The sequence below is a fragment of the Corallococcus sp. CA047B genome (assembly GCF_003612065.1).
In the GTDB taxonomy this organism is placed as follows: Bacteria; Myxococcota; Myxococcia; order Myxococcales; family Myxococcaceae; genus Corallococcus; species Corallococcus praedator.
In genome coordinates, this window is the sequence record NZ_RAWD01000206.1 from 1 (window position 1) to 17,715 (window position 17,715).

At 68.7% G+C, this 17,715-nt stretch carries 17 protein-coding genes; 7 read left to right on the forward strand and 10 right to left on the reverse strand.

Annotated features, from left to right (window positions below):
- Positions 1 to 81: 81 nt before the first annotated feature.
- Positions 82 to 996, forward strand: a complete 915-nt coding sequence (locus D7X74_RS27210) for a DUF2381 family protein (protein WP_158620435.1) — start codon at positions 82 to 84, stop codon at positions 994 to 996.
- 16 nt (positions 997 to 1,012) lie between these two features.
- Here D7X74_RS27210 and D7X74_RS27215 read toward each other — a convergent pair whose 3' ends face one another.
- Together D7X74_RS27215 and D7X74_RS27220 are read right to left on the reverse strand one after the other, a co-directional pair.
- Positions 1,013 to 1,927: a type VI immunity family protein gene (locus D7X74_RS27215; protein WP_120535924.1), complete on the reverse strand. Its 915-nt coding sequence runs from the start codon at positions 1,925 to 1,927 to the stop codon at positions 1,013 to 1,015.
- Entirely contained in the window at positions 1,924 to 2,553 is a 630-nt protein-coding gene (locus tag D7X74_RS27220; protein WP_147446690.1) for a hypothetical protein, read from the reverse strand. The genes D7X74_RS27215 and D7X74_RS27220 overlap by 4 nt, the downstream gene beginning before the upstream one ends.
- A gap of 253 nt (positions 2,554 to 2,806) precedes the next feature.
- Here D7X74_RS27220 and D7X74_RS27225 point away from each other — a divergent pair, with 253 nt between their 5' ends.
- Positions 2,807 to 3,580 carry a DNA methyltransferase gene (locus D7X74_RS27225; RefSeq protein ID WP_120535926.1) on the forward strand — a complete coding sequence of 258 codons (774 nt, stop codon included), beginning with the start codon at positions 2,807 to 2,809 and terminating at the stop codon, positions 3,578 to 3,580.
- Here D7X74_RS27225 and D7X74_RS27230 read toward each other — a convergent pair.
- Positions 3,559 to 4,197, reverse strand: a complete 639-nt coding sequence (locus D7X74_RS27230) for a hypothetical protein (RefSeq protein ID WP_120535937.1) — start codon at positions 4,195 to 4,197, stop codon at positions 3,559 to 3,561. The two genes, D7X74_RS27225 and D7X74_RS27230, sit on opposite strands and share 22 nt — an antisense overlap.
- Positions 4,198 to 4,266: 69 nt before the next feature.
- Here D7X74_RS27230 and D7X74_RS27235 point away from each other — a divergent pair, with 69 nt between their 5' ends.
- From D7X74_RS27235 to D7X74_RS27245, 3 genes are all read left to right on the forward strand, one after another.
- Complete coding sequence (locus D7X74_RS27235) at positions 4,267 to 5,544, forward strand: dicarboxylate/amino acid:cation symporter (protein WP_120535927.1); 1,278 nt, start codon at positions 4,267 to 4,269, stop codon at positions 5,542 to 5,544.
- A 74-nt stretch (positions 5,545 to 5,618) separates the two neighbouring features.
- Entirely contained in the window at positions 5,619 to 6,101 is a 483-nt protein-coding gene (locus tag D7X74_RS27240) for a peptidylprolyl isomerase (protein WP_120535928.1), read from the forward strand.
- A gap of 65 nt (positions 6,102 to 6,166) precedes the next feature.
- Positions 6,167 to 8,062, forward strand: a complete 1,896-nt coding sequence (locus D7X74_RS27245) for an OPT family oligopeptide transporter (protein WP_120535929.1) — start codon at positions 6,167 to 6,169, stop codon at positions 8,060 to 8,062.
- A gap of 16 nt (positions 8,063 to 8,078) precedes the next feature.
- Here the strand turns inward: D7X74_RS27245 and D7X74_RS27250 are convergent, their stop codons facing one another.
- From D7X74_RS27250 to fusA, 3 genes are all read right to left on the reverse strand, one after another.
- Complete coding sequence (locus D7X74_RS27250) at positions 8,079 to 8,996, reverse strand: flagellar motor protein MotB (RefSeq protein WP_120535930.1); 918 nt, start codon at positions 8,994 to 8,996, stop codon at positions 8,079 to 8,081.
- Positions 8,997 to 9,159: 163 nt separating this feature from the next.
- Positions 9,160 to 11,115 carry an ABC-F family ATP-binding cassette domain-containing protein gene (locus tag D7X74_RS27255; protein ID WP_120535931.1) on the reverse strand — a complete coding sequence of 652 codons (1,956 nt, stop codon included), beginning with the start codon at positions 11,113 to 11,115 and terminating at the stop codon, positions 9,160 to 9,162.
- 131 nt (positions 11,116 to 11,246) lie between these two features.
- Positions 11,247 to 13,364 (reverse strand): elongation factor G, encoded by a 2,118-nt coding sequence (fusA, locus tag D7X74_RS27260; RefSeq protein ID WP_120535932.1) that lies wholly within the window; start codon positions 13,362 to 13,364, stop codon positions 11,247 to 11,249.
- A 156-nt stretch (positions 13,365 to 13,520) separates the two neighbouring features.
- Here fusA and D7X74_RS27265 point away from each other — a divergent pair, with 156 nt between their 5' ends.
- Both D7X74_RS27265 and D7X74_RS27270 read left to right on the forward strand, forming a co-directional pair.
- Positions 13,521 to 13,883, forward strand: coding sequence for a nuclear transport factor 2 family protein (locus D7X74_RS27265; RefSeq protein ID WP_120535933.1), 363 nt, complete (start codon positions 13,521 to 13,523; stop codon positions 13,881 to 13,883).
- Positions 13,884 to 13,892: 9 nt separating this feature from the next.
- Positions 13,893 to 14,213 (forward strand): hypothetical protein, encoded by a 321-nt coding sequence (locus D7X74_RS27270; RefSeq protein ID WP_120535934.1) that lies wholly within the window; start codon positions 13,893 to 13,895, stop codon positions 14,211 to 14,213.
- A 27-nt stretch (positions 14,214 to 14,240) separates the two neighbouring features.
- On the opposite strand, the gene sthA is transcribed toward D7X74_RS27270, so the two are convergent.
- From sthA to D7X74_RS27290, 4 genes are all read right to left on the reverse strand, one after another.
- Complete coding sequence (sthA, locus tag D7X74_RS27275) at positions 14,241 to 15,644, reverse strand: Si-specific NAD(P)(+) transhydrogenase (RefSeq protein WP_120535938.1); 1,404 nt, start codon at positions 15,642 to 15,644, stop codon at positions 14,241 to 14,243.
- Between the two features lie 99 nt (positions 15,645 to 15,743).
- Positions 15,744 to 16,580, reverse strand: a complete 837-nt coding sequence (locus tag D7X74_RS27280) for a pseudouridine synthase (protein ID WP_120535935.1) — start codon at positions 16,578 to 16,580, stop codon at positions 15,744 to 15,746.
- 42 nt (positions 16,581 to 16,622) lie between these two features.
- Positions 16,623 to 16,841: a hypothetical protein gene (locus D7X74_RS27285; RefSeq protein WP_120535939.1), complete on the reverse strand. Its 219-nt coding sequence runs from the start codon at positions 16,839 to 16,841 to the stop codon at positions 16,623 to 16,625.
- A gap of 102 nt (positions 16,842 to 16,943) precedes the next feature.
- Positions 16,944 to 17,678 carry an RNA methyltransferase gene (locus tag D7X74_RS27290; RefSeq protein ID WP_120535936.1) on the reverse strand — a complete coding sequence of 245 codons (735 nt, stop codon included), beginning with the start codon at positions 17,676 to 17,678 and terminating at the stop codon, positions 16,944 to 16,946.
- Positions 17,679 to 17,715: the final 37 nt, after the last annotated feature.

The window sequence follows — 17,715 nt, forward strand, 5'->3', positions numbered from 1 at the left end:
TCGTGGGGTAGGGGGCATCGGACGAGCCTCGTGGTAAACAGGGAGGCCCCTGTTGCCCCGGTTCGAGGAGCCCTCCACACCGTGCCCTCCTGTCTGTCCGTAGCGCTCCCGGTCCTCCTCTGGTCGACGTGCCTCCTGGCGGCTGCTCCCCATCAGGAGGAGAAGGGGGATGCAGGGGAGGTTCTCCGTGTGGAGGTGGGCCCGGAAGGAACCCTGGCGAGGCCCATCCGGATTGGCTTGGGGCTGAGCACGACCCTGCTGTTCGACGCCGACATCCAGCAGGACCAGGTGAGCCTGGAAGGGCGCGCACAGTTCGCTCGGGTGAGCACGGGCAACGCGCTCCTGGTGCTCGTTCCCTCCAGGGAGTTGCGCCTGGGAGAAACCCTGAAGGTGTCCATTCCCTACAAGGATGCGAGCGTCCCCGCGCGTCTGGTGCTGACCCTTCAGGTCAAGGACGAGGCGGTGGACCGGCAGGTCGAAGTCTACCGGCGGTCCCGCTCCGCGGAGTCCTACCGTCAGGAAGCGGAGCAGTTGCGCGTGGAACTGGAGCGCTTGCGCCAGGGGGACAAGCGAGAGCTGGCGACGGTTCCTGACAGGCTGGATGGGTTCCGCGGCTTCGTGTTGGGCACGGGTCCGGTGACAGTCATCACGGTGTCCTCGAGCATCCATCGAGTGCCCTGTGAACAACCGTGTCCTTTGTCCATCGAGAAAAGCGTGAGGTACCGCGCGGGGTCAAGGCGGGCCATCCATTTTGAGTTGCGATTGACCGAGGGCTTGCCATGGATCGTCGGGCGCACGGTGCTGCTTGATGGCAAAGGGCATGCTTGGGAAGGGCTGACACCCTGGCAATCCGCGCCAGCAGCGTCCGAGGCGAATGCGAAAGTGACCGTGGAGTTCGAGGTGAATACGCCCTCCATGCCTGGGATCTACTCGCTGAAGATCTGGGATGCGGCAGGAACGCGCAGCGCGCTGTTCACCAACATGGCGTTCGAGTGAAGCCAGGGCCTCCGGCTCAGTCGAGGAACCGGCGCTCCCAGCGGCGCAGGGCCTCGTTCTCACGGTAGGGGCGCGCTGCTTCGCGAGACGTCAGCCAGGGTCCCAGGACCCGCGCCAGCTCACGGTATGCGGGCAACACGTTTCCCTGGGATGTATCGCCCGCGTCGGGTGCGTCCCCCAGGGTGACCACCGCACGGTCCTCCCCGAGCGGCTGCACGCAGGTGCCTGGATGGGAGAGCCGGGCACGCAAGCCGTCCGAGCCGCCCAGTGCGCCCAGGACGGGCGGGCCCAGGAAGTTCATCCAGTGGATGCCCTGGAGCCGGTCGCCCACGGAGTACGCGTTGTTGTGTTCATCCGGGATGTCCATCCCCGGGTAGCGGAGGCCCAGGTCGAACATCTGTTGCGTCAGGGGTTCCATTCCCAACCAGGCATGGAAGGACGGCCCCGCATGGCCCGAGTTGAAGGGCAGCAAGCGCGCGAGCGACACCGCGAGGTCGCGAAACGGCCCGACACCTTGTGACTGAAGGTAGCTGGCTGGAAGCCAAAAGGAGACCGCGCAGGCGTGGCGCTCCGGTGGCGTATGGGCCAAGAACGGAGGCTCCAGAACGACGCCCCGGTACTGGAACTGATATGCTTCAAGACTTCCGGTGCTGTCCCTCATCAGGATGAGAGGCGCTGGATGTTTCAGCAGTTCTTGGCGGACGTTTTCCAGGGAGGAATCATCCAGCGGCTGCCATTCGCCTTCGTTGTCTGGATACCACGTGAGCGCGAATCGGCCGATGGCTTGCAGATAGACTTCGAGTGTCTGGTCCACGGATGCCGCCACCTCGTGATGGGAAGCGTGCATGTAGAAACAGATGCTGAGCCCTTCCTTCAGAATCAAGGACCCCGTTCTGGCAATGACCTGCACGGAGGGAATGTTTCCGCTCATGGATAGGCTCCCAGAATGGGTGAGACTCGAAACGCCGGGGCTTGCAGTGCCAGTTCATAAGCCTGCCCCTGATTGTATTTTTCGAAAGGATGTCCTTCCGGATATTTGTGCCAGCGTGATTCGCCCCCAACAGGGCAGGGGAACTTGAAGTCGAAGACCGCCTCGGCCCGCAGCGGATTTCCGGAGTGGATGACCACATCCGGAACCAGTGTGCCCCTGAGCGCTCCCGTGCGTCCGGTCCGGATGAGTTCTTGCTCCGTGGCGGCGCTGATCAGTTCGAGCACCTTCGTGTTGAAATCGTACCGGTAGCGCGGCTCCAGACTGAACCCACCCGGACGTTCGGCGGACAAGCGTGCCTGGACGCAGCGAGCGGCTGCTTCATGTTTCATCTGACCCAGCCACATGCCCCGGGTGATGGCTTGTCCCGACGCGTCCTTTCCCAGCTTTTCCTGGCACTGCTCCAGGGTGGGCGTCTGTCCCGCGAGGTGTTGGTCGTTCACCTCCCAGTCGGCCTCATTCGCGCACTTCTCCACGATCTGGCGGACCCTTGCTCGCGCCGCCTCGTCCATCACCTTGAGTGCGCCTGCCGCGGATGCCCCCGCCTGGGCGGTGGCTCGGATGCTCATGGGCAGGACCGTCTCCTCGCCCGCGACCCGGGTGCAGTACACCGGATTCTGCCGACAAGCGTTCGAGCCCGAGTCCATCGACTGCTTGAGTTCGCGCCGCGTCCGGCCCGCCCCCGTGGACTGACACCCTGAGAGAAGCAACAGGCCCAGCAGGGCCGTGGTGGACCGCAAGCGCATGCCCCCGCGTACCAGAATTCCCACCATCCGCGTCCCCATCCCGGCCGCCCCGCCGTGTAGGGTTCCACTCCACACGATGACCTCCGACCTGACGCCCGAATCGCTGCGCTGCTTCCGCGCCGACGCGCGCGAGCCCGAGGGCTACCGGGCCGCCCTCGGCGACACGCGCGCCTCCCTGCTCCACACCGATCCCCCCTATTGCCTGCTCACCCGGCGTCGCAAGGGCGGTGACCTGCGCGACCCCCGCGCGCACAAGAAGATCGACCGCAACCCCATCGTCCGCTTCGAGTCCGTGCGCGACTACCGCGTCTTCTCCGACGCCTGGCTGTCCCGCGCCGTCGCGCACCTCACCCCCGACGCGCCGCTCATCATCTGGACCAACCTGCTCGGCAAGGAGCCCATCCTCAGCGCCGCCCGCGAGCTGGGCTATCCCCACCTGCGCGGCGAATACGTCTGGGGCAAGCGCACCACCGACAAGAACGCCAACGAGCAACTGCTGCGCGTCTACGAGGTCGCCCTCGTCATCGCCCGCACGCCCGCGCCGCCCCTTGCCCCCGGCGATGCGCCCACCGTGTGGGCCGTGGTCGGCGGCTATGACGACGACGCGGAGGCCACGCAGTGGGGCGGCCACCCGCACCACAAGCCCTTCTCCGTGCTGGAGCCGCTCGTGCGCACCTGGAGCCGCCCGGGGGACACCGTGCTGGATCCGTTCGCCGGCAGCGGCTCCATGCCCTCCGCCGCCCTGCGCCTGGGCCGCCGCCCCGCCTGCATGGAGGTCGAACCCGAGTGGGCCGACCGCGTCACCCAGCGCCTGCGCGACACCGCCCGTCAGATGGCCAGCGCCCGGTAGTAGCGCGTCTCGCTCCACGTGGGCACGTCGGTGGGACGGTGGTCCCACCAGTTCATCACCAGCGTCCTGCGCTCACGCGAAGGCCCCGGCAGCTTCCCGTCCGGCACCTGGTTGTCCGCGTCCAGCACCCCGTGCGTCAGCGTCCCGTCGAACACCACCAGCCGGTTGGGACGCGGCGCCACCAGCGTCAGGTCCTCCAGCCGGTCCGGCGCGAGCGACGGGTTCGCCGCGGACGGCAGCTCCCGCGTCACCGCCAGCGCTCCGCCCCGCACCCGGTTGAGGAACAACACCGACGAGCGCTTCGGGTGCACCAGCTTCCCCGTGCTCAGCGCCAGCCGCTCATCCCGGTCCTGGTGGAAGTCCACGCGCACGTCCGTGGCCCGCATGCGCGACAGCCACCACTCCACGCCGGCGATTTTCCGCCCCTTCGCCACCGACGGGCGCAGCGTGTGGATGACCTCCTCCACCACGTTCTGGGGCGGTCCGAAGGCGTACCAGAACGTCGTCTGGTACGTGTGGCGCAGGCGCTCGCCCTTGAGCGCTCCCACGCGCCGCGACAGCCGGTGGAAGAGGGAAGGGGGCAGGGCGGTCTCGGTGAGCTGGACAAGGGATTCCACGGTGGGCCGGAGCTTTCCCCCGAACGCGAGGTGGGCGCCACCTCCTTTCACCGCTAGGCTTCGCGCCCTATGAAGCCCCACCAGAAGATGCTCCTCGGCATTTCCGTCGGCGCGGTGGCCGGGCTCGTCGCCAACGCCGTGTTCGGGGACGCTCCCTGGCTCCGGGGCTTCGTCGAACACGTCACCAACCCCGTGGGGCAGCTCTTCATCCGGCTGCTGCTGATGCTCGTGGTACCCCTGCTGTTCTCCGCGCTCGTCGTCGGCGTGGCGGAGTTGGATCTCAAGCAGGTGGGCCGCCTGGGCGCGCGCACGCTGGGCTACACCGTCGTCTTCTCCGTCATCTCCGTCTTCATCGGCCTGCTGCTCGTCAACACGCTCCGGCCCGGAGACGGCCTGAGCGACGAGGCCCGCGCCCTGGCCCGCACGGGCACGCAGATCAAGGCCGCGCCGCCCCCCGGGGACACGTCCGTGGGCGCGCTCTTCATGTCCATGGTGCCCACCAACCCCATCAAGGCCGCGGCGGACGGGGACATGATTGGCCTCATCGTCTTCTCGCTCATCTTCGGCCTGGGGCTGGCGCTCACCCCGGGCGAACCCGCGCAGCGGCTCAAGGAGCTCATCCAGGGCCTCTACGACGTGATGATGAAGCTCATCGACGGGGTGCTGAAGCTGGCGCCCATCGGCGTGGGCGCGCTGTTGTTCTCCATGACGGCGCGGCTGGGCTTCCACATCCTGGGACAGCTGGCGTCGTACGTGGGCGTGGTGCTGCTGGCGCTGGGCATCCACATGTTCGTCGTCTACTCGCTGTCCGTGCGCTTCCTGGGCGGCCGCAACCCGCTGGAGTTCTTCCGCTCCTGCCGGCTCGCCATCGTCACCGCCTTCTCCACGTCCTCCTCCAGCGCCACGCTGCCCACCGCCCTCAAGGTGGCCGAGGAGAACCTCCACCTGCCGCGCAACGTGTCGCGCTTCGTGCTCACCGCCGGCTCCGCGATGAACCAGAACGGCACCGCGCTCTTCGAGGGCGTCACCGTCCTCTTCCTCGCGCAGGTCTACGGTGTACCGCTGGGCCTGGGGCAGCAGGCAGTCATCATGTTCATCTGCGTGCTGGCGGGCATCGGCACCGCGGGCGTACCGGCGGGCTCCATCCCGGTCATCGCGATGATCCTCGGCATGTTCAACATCCCCGTGGAGGGCCTGGGCCTCATCCTCGGCGTGGACCGCTTCCTGGACATGTGCCGCACCACGCTCAACGTCACCGGGGACCTGGCCGCCGCGGTGTACGTGGCGCGCGGGGAGCCGCCCGACCGTCCGGTCGCCGAGGAAGCAGCGGAGTCCCCCGCGTCCTGACGTCGCCGTCCACCGGTTCCACCTTTGCCCGAAGTCTCACTCCGCCGTCCCTGAAGCCAAGGAGCTTCCTCCGCATGAAGATCGCCAACGGTCGCGTCGTCGCGCTCGAATACCGCCTCCATCTGGGAGACGGAGAGGTCATCGACCAGAGCGCCCCGGGCCAGCCGCTCGCCTATCTGCACGGGCACAAGCAGATCGTCCCCGGCCTGGAGGGCGCCCTGGACGGACTGGACGTCGGGGAGAGCAAGCAGGTGGTGGTGACCCCGGAGCAGGGCTACGGCCAGCACAACCCCGAAGGGCTGCGCACCGTCCCCCGCACGATGCTGCCCCCGGGCTTCACGCCCCAGGTGGGCCAGACGCTGATGGCCCAGACGGAGGATGGCAACGTCCCCTTGCGCATCCAGACCGTCAACGACGACTCCGTCGTGGTGGACCTGAACCATCCGCTCGCGGGCAAGACGCTCCACTTCGATGTCACCGTGCGCGAAGTGCGTGACGCGACGCAGGAGGAGCTCACCCACGGCCACGTGCACGGGCCCGGCGGCGCGCACGCGTAAAGGCGCCGTCCGAACGCAGGGACCGTTTCGTACTCCGTGGGGGCGTGCACTATCTTCGCGCCCCCATGGCTCCTCCCGTCCCGAACCCCAGCCAGCTTCGCGTCCCCGCGCCCGACCCTGACGCCGTCCCGGAGCGGCCCGGTGCCTCCGCGGCGATGGATCCGGAGCGGTACTGGAAGGAGCACGTCTACCAGGGCGGCGCGCGGCAGCTCACCGTGCGCGCCATCATCGCAGGGATGCTCATTGGCGCGGTGATGTGCCTGTCCAACCTCTACGTCGTCCTCAAGACGGGCTGGAGTCTGGGCGTCACCATCACCGCGTGCATCCTGGGCTTCGCGGTGTTCGGCACGCTGCGCTCGCTCCGGTTGCTCACGAAGGAGTTCACCGACCTGGAGAACAACGCCATGGGCTCCGTGGCGTCCGCGGCCGGCTACATGACGGGCGGCGGCAACATGGCCGCGGTGCCCGCGCTGCTGATGCTCACCGGCACGCTGCCGTCCGCGGGCTGGCTGATGGTGTGGTTCGGCGTCATCTCCGCGCTGGGCGTGTTCGCCGCCATTCCCATCAAGCGCCAGCTCATCAACATCGAAGCGCTCCCGTTCCCCACCGGCACCGCCACTGCGGAGACCATCCGCGCCCTGCACGGCCACGGCGAGGTGGCCCGTCAGAAGTCGCGCCTGCTGGGGTTCGCGGGGCTCGTGGGCGCGCTGCTGGTGCTGGTGCGCGACGCGCGCTTCACGTGGCTCAAGAACCTGCCGGAGAAGGTGAGCCTGCCGTTCAACATCCTGGGCCGTGAGGCCGGCAAGTGGTCGCTGTCGTTCGACTTCAGCCTGCTGCTCATCGGCGCGGGCGCGCTGGTGAACTTCCGCACCGGCTGGTCGATGCTGCTGGGCGCCTTCCTCACCTACGGCTTCCTCGCGCCGGAGATGTTCACCCAGGGCGTCATCCCGGAGGTGACGTACAAGGCCATCAACGGCTGGGCGCTGTGGACGGGCTCCGCGGTGCTGGTGTCGTCGGGCCTGCTGTCGTTCGCCTTCCAGTGGAAGAGCGTGGTGCGCTCCTTCTCCGCGCTGGGCGGGCTCGTGGGGCGCAAGCCGAAGGAGGACGCGAAGGAGGATCCACTCGCGGACATCGAGTGCCCCCCGGCGTGGTTCCCCCTGGGCTTCGTGCTCCTGGGCCCGGTGGCCGTCTTCCTGATGGCCTACCTGTTCCAGATTCCGTGGTGGGCCGGCGTGCTCGCGTTGCCGCTGGCGGTGGTGATGGGCGTCATCGCTTCGCGCGTGACGGGGGAGACGGACACCACGCCCACCAAGGCGCTGGGCCCCGTCACCCAGCTCATCTTCGGCGCGCTCGCTCCGGGCAACATCCCCGCGAACATCATGAGCGCCAATGCCACGGGCGGCGTGGGGCTGCACTCGGCGGACCTGCTCACGGACCTGAAGTCCGGGTGGCTCCTGGGCGCGGCGCCGCGTCAGCAGTTCTTCGCGCAGTTGTTCGGCGTCGTCGCGGGCGCCATCGTCATCGTGCCCGTCTTCAACCTGCTGGTGCCGTCCGCGGACGTGCTGGGCACGGAGCAGTTCCCCGCGCCCGCGTCCATGGTGTGGGCCGGCGTGTCCAAGATGCTGGCCACCGGCGTGTCCGCGCTGCACCCCACCGCGCGCGTGGGCGCCCTGTGTGGAACGCTCCTGGGCATCACGCTGGTGCTGTTGGATCGGTGGGCCCCGCCGAAGGCGAAGGCCTTCATCCCCACGGCGTCCGGCCTGGGGCTGGCCATCGTCATCCCGGGCTCCAGCTCCATCAGCCTCTTCGTGGGCTCGGCGCTGGCGGCGCTGCTGCGCCGGGTGAAGCCGAAGCTGGCCGACGACGCGGTGCTGCCCGTCAGCTCCGGCTTCATCGCGGGCGAGAGCCTGCTGGGCATCGCCATCGCGATGGTGAAGGCCTTCGGCTTCATGCCGAAGTGACGCGAAGGCGGGCCTGTCAGTCCACCTTGCTGGTGGCCCAGGACAGGCCCGCGACGAAGCGGAAGGTGGGCGTGTCCAATCCCGCGCCCACGCCCGGGCCGCCCATCACATACAGGTCCAGGCTGGACAGGGCATGGCGGCGGATGGCGATGAGCAGCTCCGCGCCCACCTGTCCCCCCTGCAACGGCACGCCGGCGACCACGCTCACCTCGCCGCGCGTCACCTCGCCGCCCCGCGACGTCACCGTGGCGCCCAATCGCAGCTCATTGCCCAGGATGTCGCCATCCGCGTAGGACACGGGCCGCAGGTCCTGGCGCTTGCGCAGGAACACCCCTGCCTCGCCGCCCACCTGGAAGCCTTCACCCACGTAGCCCAATTGCAGACGTGGATGCCACGCGTAGTCCTCGTGCGCCTGCGCCGTGCGGCTGCCCACCGGCAGGCCCGCCGTCAGCGCCACGCCCATGTTGATGGGCGCGCCCATGGACTGGCGCAGCACGGCCGCGCGAGCGGTCAGCCACGGCGTGGCGAGCCCTCCCGTCTTGGGCGGCGCGTACTCCAGCGTGGGCTTTCCGCCCTGCATCAGGATGAAGGGCAGCTCCGCCCCGACGTCCAGCCACGACAGCACGCCGTAGCCCAAGGTCAGATGCGCGGTCATCTTGTTCTCGACGAGGCCCGTGCCCTCGCCTGGCTCCCAGCGCGTCTGGAAATGCATGGGCAACTGCTCGTAGTGGTAGTTCAACCCCACCCGGAGCTGCCCTGGTGCCAGTGTCCGGCCCGTCCCCACCACCAGCGAACCCAGCGCACCCGGGTCCAATCGCAGTCGTTGCAGGTCAAACTGGGGCAGAGGCCCCTTGGGACCGCTTTCCAGCGCGTGGGCCGTCAGCGGCAGGGTGAACAGCGCGGCGGCGGCAAGTACAGAGGCCGGACGGAGCACGTGATGACTCCTGATACGGGAATGCGAGACAGGTGGACCTGCGCCGCGAGACTCTAGTCCGGCGGCCCCGTTCCGGAAATCCTTCGCGAGGGCATTCGCGTATCGGATTCCGTGCGCAACGACTGACGCAACCTCTCACACTCTGAGGCGCGGGCGCCGCGTCTCAGGCCCCGCCGGCAGCCAGGTCCTGCAACTCCTGCCATCTCGCATAGAGCCGTTCCACCTCGGCGGTGGTGGCGTCCAATGACTGCTGGACTTCCGCCGCCTTGGAGCCGTTGCTGTAGACGTTCGGGTCGGCCATCTGGGCCTCCAGGCTGGCCTTGCGCTGTTCGGCGGCCTCGATGGTGGCCTCCATGCCGTCCAGTTCGCGTTGGTCCTTGTAGGAGAGCTTGACCGTCTTCTTCGGCGCGGTCTTCGCGGGTGCTTCCGCGCGCGGAGGCTCGTCCTTCTTCGGCTCGTCCTTCTTCGGCTCGTTCTTCTTTGCCTGGGCGGCCTTGAGGGCGGCGGCCTGCGACTGCTCGCGCAGCCGCTTGTACATGTCGTAGTTGCCCTCGTAGCGGGTGACCTTGCCCTGGCCGTCGAAGGAGAGGATGGCGGTGGCCACCTTGTCGAGGAAGTAGCGGTCGTGCGTCACCAGCAGCGTGCTGCCCGCGAAGTCCAGGAGCAGCCGCTCCAGGATGTTGAGGGTGACGATGTCCAGGTCGTTGGTGGGCTCGTCCAGCACCAGCACGTTGGCGCCCTCCAGGAACAGGCGCGCCAGCAGCAGCCGGTTGCGCTCGCCGCCGGACAGCGCGCCCACCTTCATGCGCTGCATGGGCACCGGGAAGAGCAGGTCCTCCAGGTAGTCGCGCAGGGCCACCTTCCGGTCCGCCAGCTCCACGTGGTCCTCGCCGTTGGAGGCCGCGTCGTACACCGTCTGGTCCGGATCCAACTGGGCGCGCTGCTGATCGTAATAGGCGACCTTGGTGTTCTTCCCGATGACGAGCTTCCCCTCGTCCGCCGGGATTTCACCCAGCATCACGCGCAGGAAGGTCGTCTTGCCCACGCCGTTGGGCCCCAGGAAGCCCACGCGCTCGCCGCGCTGGAGGCGGAAGTCCACGCCGTCCAGCACCTTGCGGTCCCCGAAGGACTTCTTCAGGCCTTCCGCCTCGATGACGGTGTGGCCCAGCCGGGGCGCCGCCACCACGCGCAGGTCCGCCACCTTGGGACGCTGGAAGCCCTTCTCCGCGAGCAGCTTCTGCGCCCGCTCGATGCGCGCCTTGCTCTTGGTGCGCCGCGCCTCCGGGCCCTTGCGCAGCCACGCCACTTCCTGGGCAATCCAGCGCCCGCGCTTGTGCTCCGCCGTCTCCGCGTTCTCCTGCGCGACCAGCTTCTGCTCCACGTAGGCCGCGTAGTTGCCGGGGTAGGAGACGAGTCCGCCGCCGGGCTGGATCTCCACGATGCGGTCCACCAGGTCGTCCAGGAAGTAGCGGTCGTGCGTCACCAGCAGCAGCGCGCCGGGCAGCTTGTCGAGCTCATCCTCCAGCCAGTCCACGGTGTCCGCGTCCAGGTGGTTGGTGGGCTCGTCCAACAGCAGCAGGTCCGGGCGCGTGAGCAGCGCGCGGGCAATGGCCACGCGCTTGCGCAGGCCGCCGGACAGCTGCGACACGGGCCGGTCCCAGTCCTTCACGCCCAGCCTGTCCAGCAGCGTCTTGGCGTGGTGTTCGGTGTCCCAGCCGCCCGCCTGTTCGATGCGGTCACTGAGCACGGACATCTGCTCCAGCATCTTCTCGGTGGCGTTGGCGGGGTCCGCCTCCAGCTTGCGCGACAGCTCCGCGTGCGCGTCCAGGGCCGCCTTGAGCGGGGCCTGGGACACGGCCAGCTCGCTCTGCACGGTGGCGCCCTCGGGGAACTCCGGCTCCTGGGGCAGGTAGGTGACACGGGCGCCCCGGCGCAGCTGGAGCTCGCCCAGGTCCGGCTTGGAGGCGCCGGCCAATATCTTCATCAGGGAGGACTTGCCGGAGCCGTTGACGCCGACGAGGCCCACGCGCTCTCCCTCCTCGATGGTGAAGGTGAGGCCCTCGAAGACGGTGCGGCTGCCGAAGGCGAGCTGGACATTGGCGGCGCGGAGCAGCGTCACGGGGAGAACCTCGGGAAAGGGGAGGGGACTGCGGGGGACTTCTTGTTGATGCGTCAAAAGCGAAAGGGCGCCCCCCACTTGAGTGAGGGAGCGCCCTTCCTACTGCCAGAGCGGCGTCTGGGAAGCCCGGACTACTTGCGGGCGGCCTGCTCCGCGGCCTGCTTCTCCTTGTACGTCGCCATCAGGGCCTCGGCCTCGTTCTTCGGCACCTGCGAGTACTTGGCGAACTCCATCGTGAACTCGCCCTTGCCCTGGGTCGCGGAGCGCAGGTCGGTGGAGTAGCCGAACATCGTGTTCAGCGGCACCTCGGCCACGGCCGTGAGGTAGCCCTCGGCCGTCTCCGTGTTGAGGATGGTGCCACGGCGCTGGTTCAGCTGACCGACGACGGAGCCCTGGAACTCCTCCGGCGCGCTGACTTCCACCTTCATGACGGGCTCCAGGATGATGGGCTTCGCGGCGGAGTAGCCCTCGCGGAAGCCCATGATGGCGGCCGTCTTGAACGCGTTTTCAGACGAGTCGACCGCGTGGAAGGCGCCGTCGTTGATGACCACGCGCAGACCCACCACGGGGAAGCCGATGAGGCTGCCCTTCTTCACGGCCTCGGCGAAGCCCTTGTCGCACGCGGGGATGAACTCGCGCGGGATGGAGCCACCGACGATGTCGTCCACGAACTCGTACTGCTGCACGGCGTCCGAGGGCAGGGGCTCCACGTAGCCGCACACGCGCGCGAACTGACCGGAACCACCAGTCTGCTTCTTGTGCGTGTAGGCGAACTCGCCCTTCTGGCTGATGGTCTCGCGGTAGGCCACCTGCGGCTTGCCGGCCTTCACTTCGCAGTCGTACTCGCGCTTCATGCGCTCGATGTAGATTTCCAGGTGGAGCTCACCCATGCCGCGGATGATGGTCTGCCCGGACTCTTCGTCGCGCGACACGCGGAAGGTGGGGTCTTCCTTGTTGAAGCGGTTGAGCGCCTTGGAGAAGTTGGTCGACTTGGTGCGATCCTTCGGCTCCACGGCCAGCGAGATGACGGCGTCCGGAACGAACATGGACGTCATCGTGTACTTCACGGTGCCGTCGGTGAACGTGTCGCCCGACGCGCACTCGATGCCGAACAGCGCGACGATGTCGCCCGCGGTGGCCTCGTTCACGTCGTTCATCTGGCTGGAGTGCATGCGCACGATGCGCGGCACCTTGACCTTCTTCTGGTTCACCTGGTTGACGATGAAGTCGCCCTTGGTGACCTTGCCCTGGTAGATGCGCATGTACGTGAGCTGCCCGTACCGGCCGTCTTCCAGCTTGAACGCGAGGCCGACGAAGGGCTTCTCCGGATCCGACTCCAGGATGACCTTGGCCTCGTTGTTGTTCTGGTCGAGCGCCTCGTTGGTCGCTTCCTTGGGGTTGGGCAGGTAGCTGCACACCGCGTCGAGCAGGAGCTGCACGCCCTTGTTCTTGTACGCGGAGCCGCACATCACCGGCGTCATCTTCAGCGCGATGGTGGCGCGGCGGACGGCCTCACGCAGCTGCTTCTCGGTGATGCTGTCCGGGTTCTCCAGGAACGCCTCGCCCAGCGTGTCGTCCACGTTGGCGACGCCTTCGATCATCTCCGCGCGGCGCAGCTCGGCCTCGTCCTTCATGTCCGCGGGGATGTCCTCCTCACGGATGTTCTCGCCGTTCTCACCGTCGAAGTAGAACGCCTTCATCGACAGCAGGTCGATGAGGCCGCGGAAGCGGTCCTCGGCGCCGATGGGGTACTGGAGGCGCACCGCGTGGTGGCCCAGCTTCTCCTTCAGCTGCAGGGCGACGCGATCATAGTTCGCGCCCGCGCGGTCCATCTTGTTGATGAACGCGATGCGCGGAACCTTGTAGCGCTTCATCTGGCGGTCCACCGTGATGGACTGCGACTGCACGCCCGACACCGAGCAGAGCACCAGGATGGCACCGTCGAGAACGCGGAGCGCGCGCTCCACCTCAATGGTGAAGTCCACGTGTCCCGGCGTGTCGATGAGGTTGATGTTGTAGTCGCCCCACATCGCGTACGTGGCGGCGGACTGGATGGTGATGCCCTTCTCACGCTCCAGGTCCATCGAGTCCATGATCGCGCCCACGCCGTCCTTGCCGCGGACCTCGTGGATCTCGTGGATCTTGCCCGTATAGAACAGGATGCGCTCGGAGAGCGTCGTCTTGCCCGAGTCGATGTGGGCAGAGATACCGATGTTACGAATCTTCTCGATGGTTGCGCTGGTGGCCACGATCCGGTCCTTCTTCTCTTGAAAAAATTGCCTGAGGGAACAGAGCAGGCGGGGCCCTTACTTCCCACAGGTCTCAGTTACCAGACAAATCCGCACGATGCGGGGCGTACATCCGCCTACGTTCCGCCATCTGCTTACAGCTGAGGCTTCATAACAATGAACGCGAGCGAAAACTTCTCCCTGGCCCGCGCCTGGCTGCGCGCCTTCAACGCCCACGACGTGACGGCCCTGGTGGCGCTGTACGCCGAGGATGCAACGCACACCTCGCCCAAGATTCGCGTCCTCCACCCGGAAACGGGAGGGCGCCTGGTGGGCCGGCCGGCCCTGGAGCGGTGGTGGAAGGACGCCATCGCCCGGCTGCCGGGCCTGCGGTACGAGGAGACGGCCCTCACCGCCGACGGGGACCGGGTGTTCATGGAGTACCTGCGGCACGCCCCCCATGAGGCGCCCCTGCCGGTGGCGGAGGTGCTGGAGGTCCGGGGCGGGCTCATCGTCGCGTCGCGCGTCTACCACGGCTAAGGTGCCCCCATGGCGAACCCCCTCAATTTCGACCGGGACTTCGGTTACCTGCTGCCCTTCATGGACAAGGTGGCGTCGGCGGCGTCGGATCTGCCGGACGCGTCCGCCCGCGCGGAGCTGGTGCAGCTCATGGCGGAGGAGAAGGTGCGCTGGGAGCGGATCCGCTCGCTCCTGCAGGGCGCGTCAGGCCGGGGGGCCCCCGCGGCCGCGCGGGAGGCTTCCTCGAAGCAGCCCGTGGCGCCCCCGCTGGCCCGCGTGTCGTCGGATGACGTGAACCGGGTGGCCCGGCGCGAGGCGGGCTTCACGGTGGGAAGCCTCAAGTCGCGCTGAAGCGGGCTTCCAGGCTCCGGCGTTGGATCAGGCGCTGCTGACGCGCACCTGGTCCAACGCGTCGTAGGTGGCGGCCTTGTAGGCCTCCGACAGCGTCGGGTAGTTGAAGCAGGTCTCCACGAAGAGCTGCGCGGTGGAGCCGGTGAGCAGCGCGGTGAGACCCACGTGCACCAGCTCCGAGGCCTGCTCCCCCAGCACGTGCACGCCCAACAGCTTCAGGTCGTCGCGGTGGAAGAGCAGCTTCAGGAGGCCCTGCCGCTCCCCGATGATCTGCCCGCGCGGGTTGGTGTCGAAGGTGGCGCGGCCGACGACGTACGGGATGCTGCGCGCGCGCAGGGACTCCTCGGTGTCGCCCGCCATGGAGACTTCCGGGATGGTGTAGATGCCGTAGGGGAGGATGGGCGTCAGCGTGCGCTTCCCCGGCCCGAAGGCGTGCTCCATCGCGATGCGGGCCTGCTCCATGGACGTGGAGGCCAGCGCCGGGAACCCGATGACGTCGCCCACCGCGTAGATGTGGGGCACGGCCGTCTGGTACGCGAGCCCGACTTCAATCTGCCCGCGCTTGCCCTGCTTCACGCCCAGCGCCTCGATGCCCAGGCCCGCGGTGTTGGAGGTGCGGCCGGAGGCCACCAGCACCTGGTCCGCCTCCAGCACCTCACCCGTGGACAGCTTCAGGCGGATGGGCTCCTCGTGGGACTCCGGCACGTGCGCGGACTCCACCACCTGGCCCAGGCGCAGCCGCACGCCCAGCGTCTCCATGCAGTCGCGCAGCAGCTGACCGATTTCGGCGTCCAGGAAGGACAGGAGCTCGTTCTTCACCTCCACCAGCGTCACCGGGATGCCGAGCGCGGCGAACATGCACGCGTACTCGCAGCCGATGACGCCGCCGCCCACCACCACCAGCGTGCGGGGCAGGGTGGTGATGTCCAGGATTTCATCCGAGTCGTGCACGCGCGGATCGCCGAAGGGATACAGCGGCGGGCGGTAGGGCGACGAGCCGGTGGCGATGAGGACGATGGGGGCGGAGAGCTTCGCCACCACGGCGCCATCGTGGGTCACCTGCACGGTGTTCGCGTCCAGGAAGGAGCCCTTGCCCTGGAACACGGTGACGCCGTGGCGCTGGAGGTTCTTGTGGATGCGCTCGCGCTCCATCTGCTTCACGCGGCGCTCGCGGAAGAGGAAGTCGGAGACGGTGGCTTCGTGGCGCAGCGTGGCGTCCACGCTGTAGAGGCCGCGCGCCTTGAAGCCGGACAGGTGCAGCGCCGTCTCCCGCAGCGTCTTGGAGGGAAGGGTGCCGGTGTTGGCCGCGGTGCCGCCGAGCACCGGCTCGCGCTCCACCACCGCCACCCGCTTGCCCGAAAGCGAGGCCTGAATCGCGCCCCACTCTCCGGCCGGTCCAGAGCCGATGACCACCAGGTCGAAGTCCGCCATGCGCGGCACCCTATCCCTTCCGGCGGGCCGCGCTAACCGGGAAGTCACCCGGCGGGGGCGTGTTTCCAGGCACCGCTGGAGCCCAACCCCGGAGGCCCGTCAGGCGTCCTCGGACTCGGGGGCGGCCGCTGCCTGGGTTTCGGGCGCGCGGCCGGTGTAGTGCAGCTTGTCGCGGACCTCCGCGTCGGTGAGCAGCCGGAAGCCGCCCTCGGGCAGGTCGCCCAGGACGATGTCGCCCACCGCCTCCCGGTGGAGCGCGCGGGCGGGCAGCCCCACGGCGCCCAGCATCCGCTTCACCTGGTGGTGGCGGCCCTCCGTCAGCGTCACCTCCACCGTCTTCTCGTCGCGCACGCGCACGAGGGCGGGGCGGGCGGGGCCGTCATCCAGCATCATCCCCTGGCGCAGCGGCGCCACGCGCTCCTCGTCCGCGATGCTGAACACCGTGGCCACGTAGCGCTTGGGCAGGTTCGTCTCCGGTGACGTGGCGTGGGCGACGAGCTTGTCGTCGTTGGTGAAGAGCAGCAGGCCCGTGGTGTCCACGTCCAGCCGGCCCACCGCGTGCCACGTGAAGCTGGCGAGCTCCGTGGGCAGTTGGGGCAGGAGCACCTCGAACACGGTGCCGGTGCGGTGCTGGCGCGCGGTGGAGGACAGCACGCCCGCGGGCTTGTGGAAGGCGAGCACGTGCGTGGGCGCCACCTTGCGCACCGGCAGGCCGTCCACCTTGAGGACGGCGTCGGGCGGCACGGGCGTCAGGTGCGTCTTCACCACGTGGCCGTTGATGCTCACCCGGCCCGCCTTGATGGCGGCCTCCGCGTCCTTCTGGGGCATGGCGCCGGCGCGGGCCAATGCCCGGGACAGCCAGTCCGGCTTCTCCTTGCCCTCCCAGCGGTTGGGGCGGGGAGGCGACTTCGGCGGCCGTTCGGGCTTGCGAGGCATGGGCGCGGCACTGTAGCCGCGAGGGGCGGCCGTGCGTTGGGGTTACTTCCGGATGACTTCGTCTGGATCCTCGCCTTCCGCTGAGCCGGGCGTGCGGCCGGGCTCGTCGCCGTCGGCCATGCGGTGGGATTCGTCCTCGAACTCGCCGTCCTCCGCCGTCTGGGGCGTACGCCCGGGTTCCTCCGGGCGCTCCTCGCGGGACGGCGCCAGCTGGCCGGGGCCGGGTTCGGTGCCTCCCACGACCATCGATTCATAGGGCATGTGGTTCACGCGGTGCTCCTCCCCTGGGTGTCGCGACGTTTCCAGGAAAGGTAGCGACGCTCCGGGGTCCTGCCCGGAGGATCGGGGTGTCCCCCTGCCTGCTCAGTCTCCGTCCTTGGGGGAAGGAAAGTGCTTGCGCACGGTGTGCAGCGCGGCCAGCCACAGCCGGGCCTCATGCCGCGTGAGCCGGGAGCGCCGCAGGGGCGCGAACAGATCCCTCACCGCCGTGCGTCCGGGCTGTTCATCCACCAGGAAGCCGCCCGTGGTCAGCAGCGTCTCCAGCGTCGCCTCCACCCGGGCCAGCTCCGCGTCGGTGGCGGCCAGGGGCAGGGGCCCGGGCGGCGGCGCGCTTTCGGCGAGCGCCGCCATCCGCACCTCGTAGGCATAGAGCAGCACCGCCTGCGCCAGGTTGATGGAGGGCTGCTCCGGCGCGGTGGGCACCGCGGACAGGTCGTGGCAGCGCTCCACCTCCGCGTTGGTGAGCCCGCTGCGCTCATCCCCGAAGACGAGCGCCACCGGGCCCTGCGCCGCCCGGGCCACCAGCTCCTCGCCCACGGCCCGGGGCGACAGGCGGCGTTTGCCCTCCACCTTGCGCGAGCTCGTTCCCACCACCCAGACGCAGTCGGACACCGCCGCCTCCAGCGTGTCCGGCCGCTTCACCCCACCCAGCACGTCCTCCGCGTGCACCGCGAGCCGGTGCGCGGGCGACAGGTCCTCCACCTCCGGCGTCACCCAGGCCCAGTCGGACAGGCCGCAGTTCTTCAGGGCTCGGGCGGCGGCGCCCAGGTTCTCCGCGTTGCGCGGGCGCATGAGGACGAATCGGACGGGCAGCACCATGGGCCGCGCACCCTAGCGCTCCGCCTGACTCCCGGGG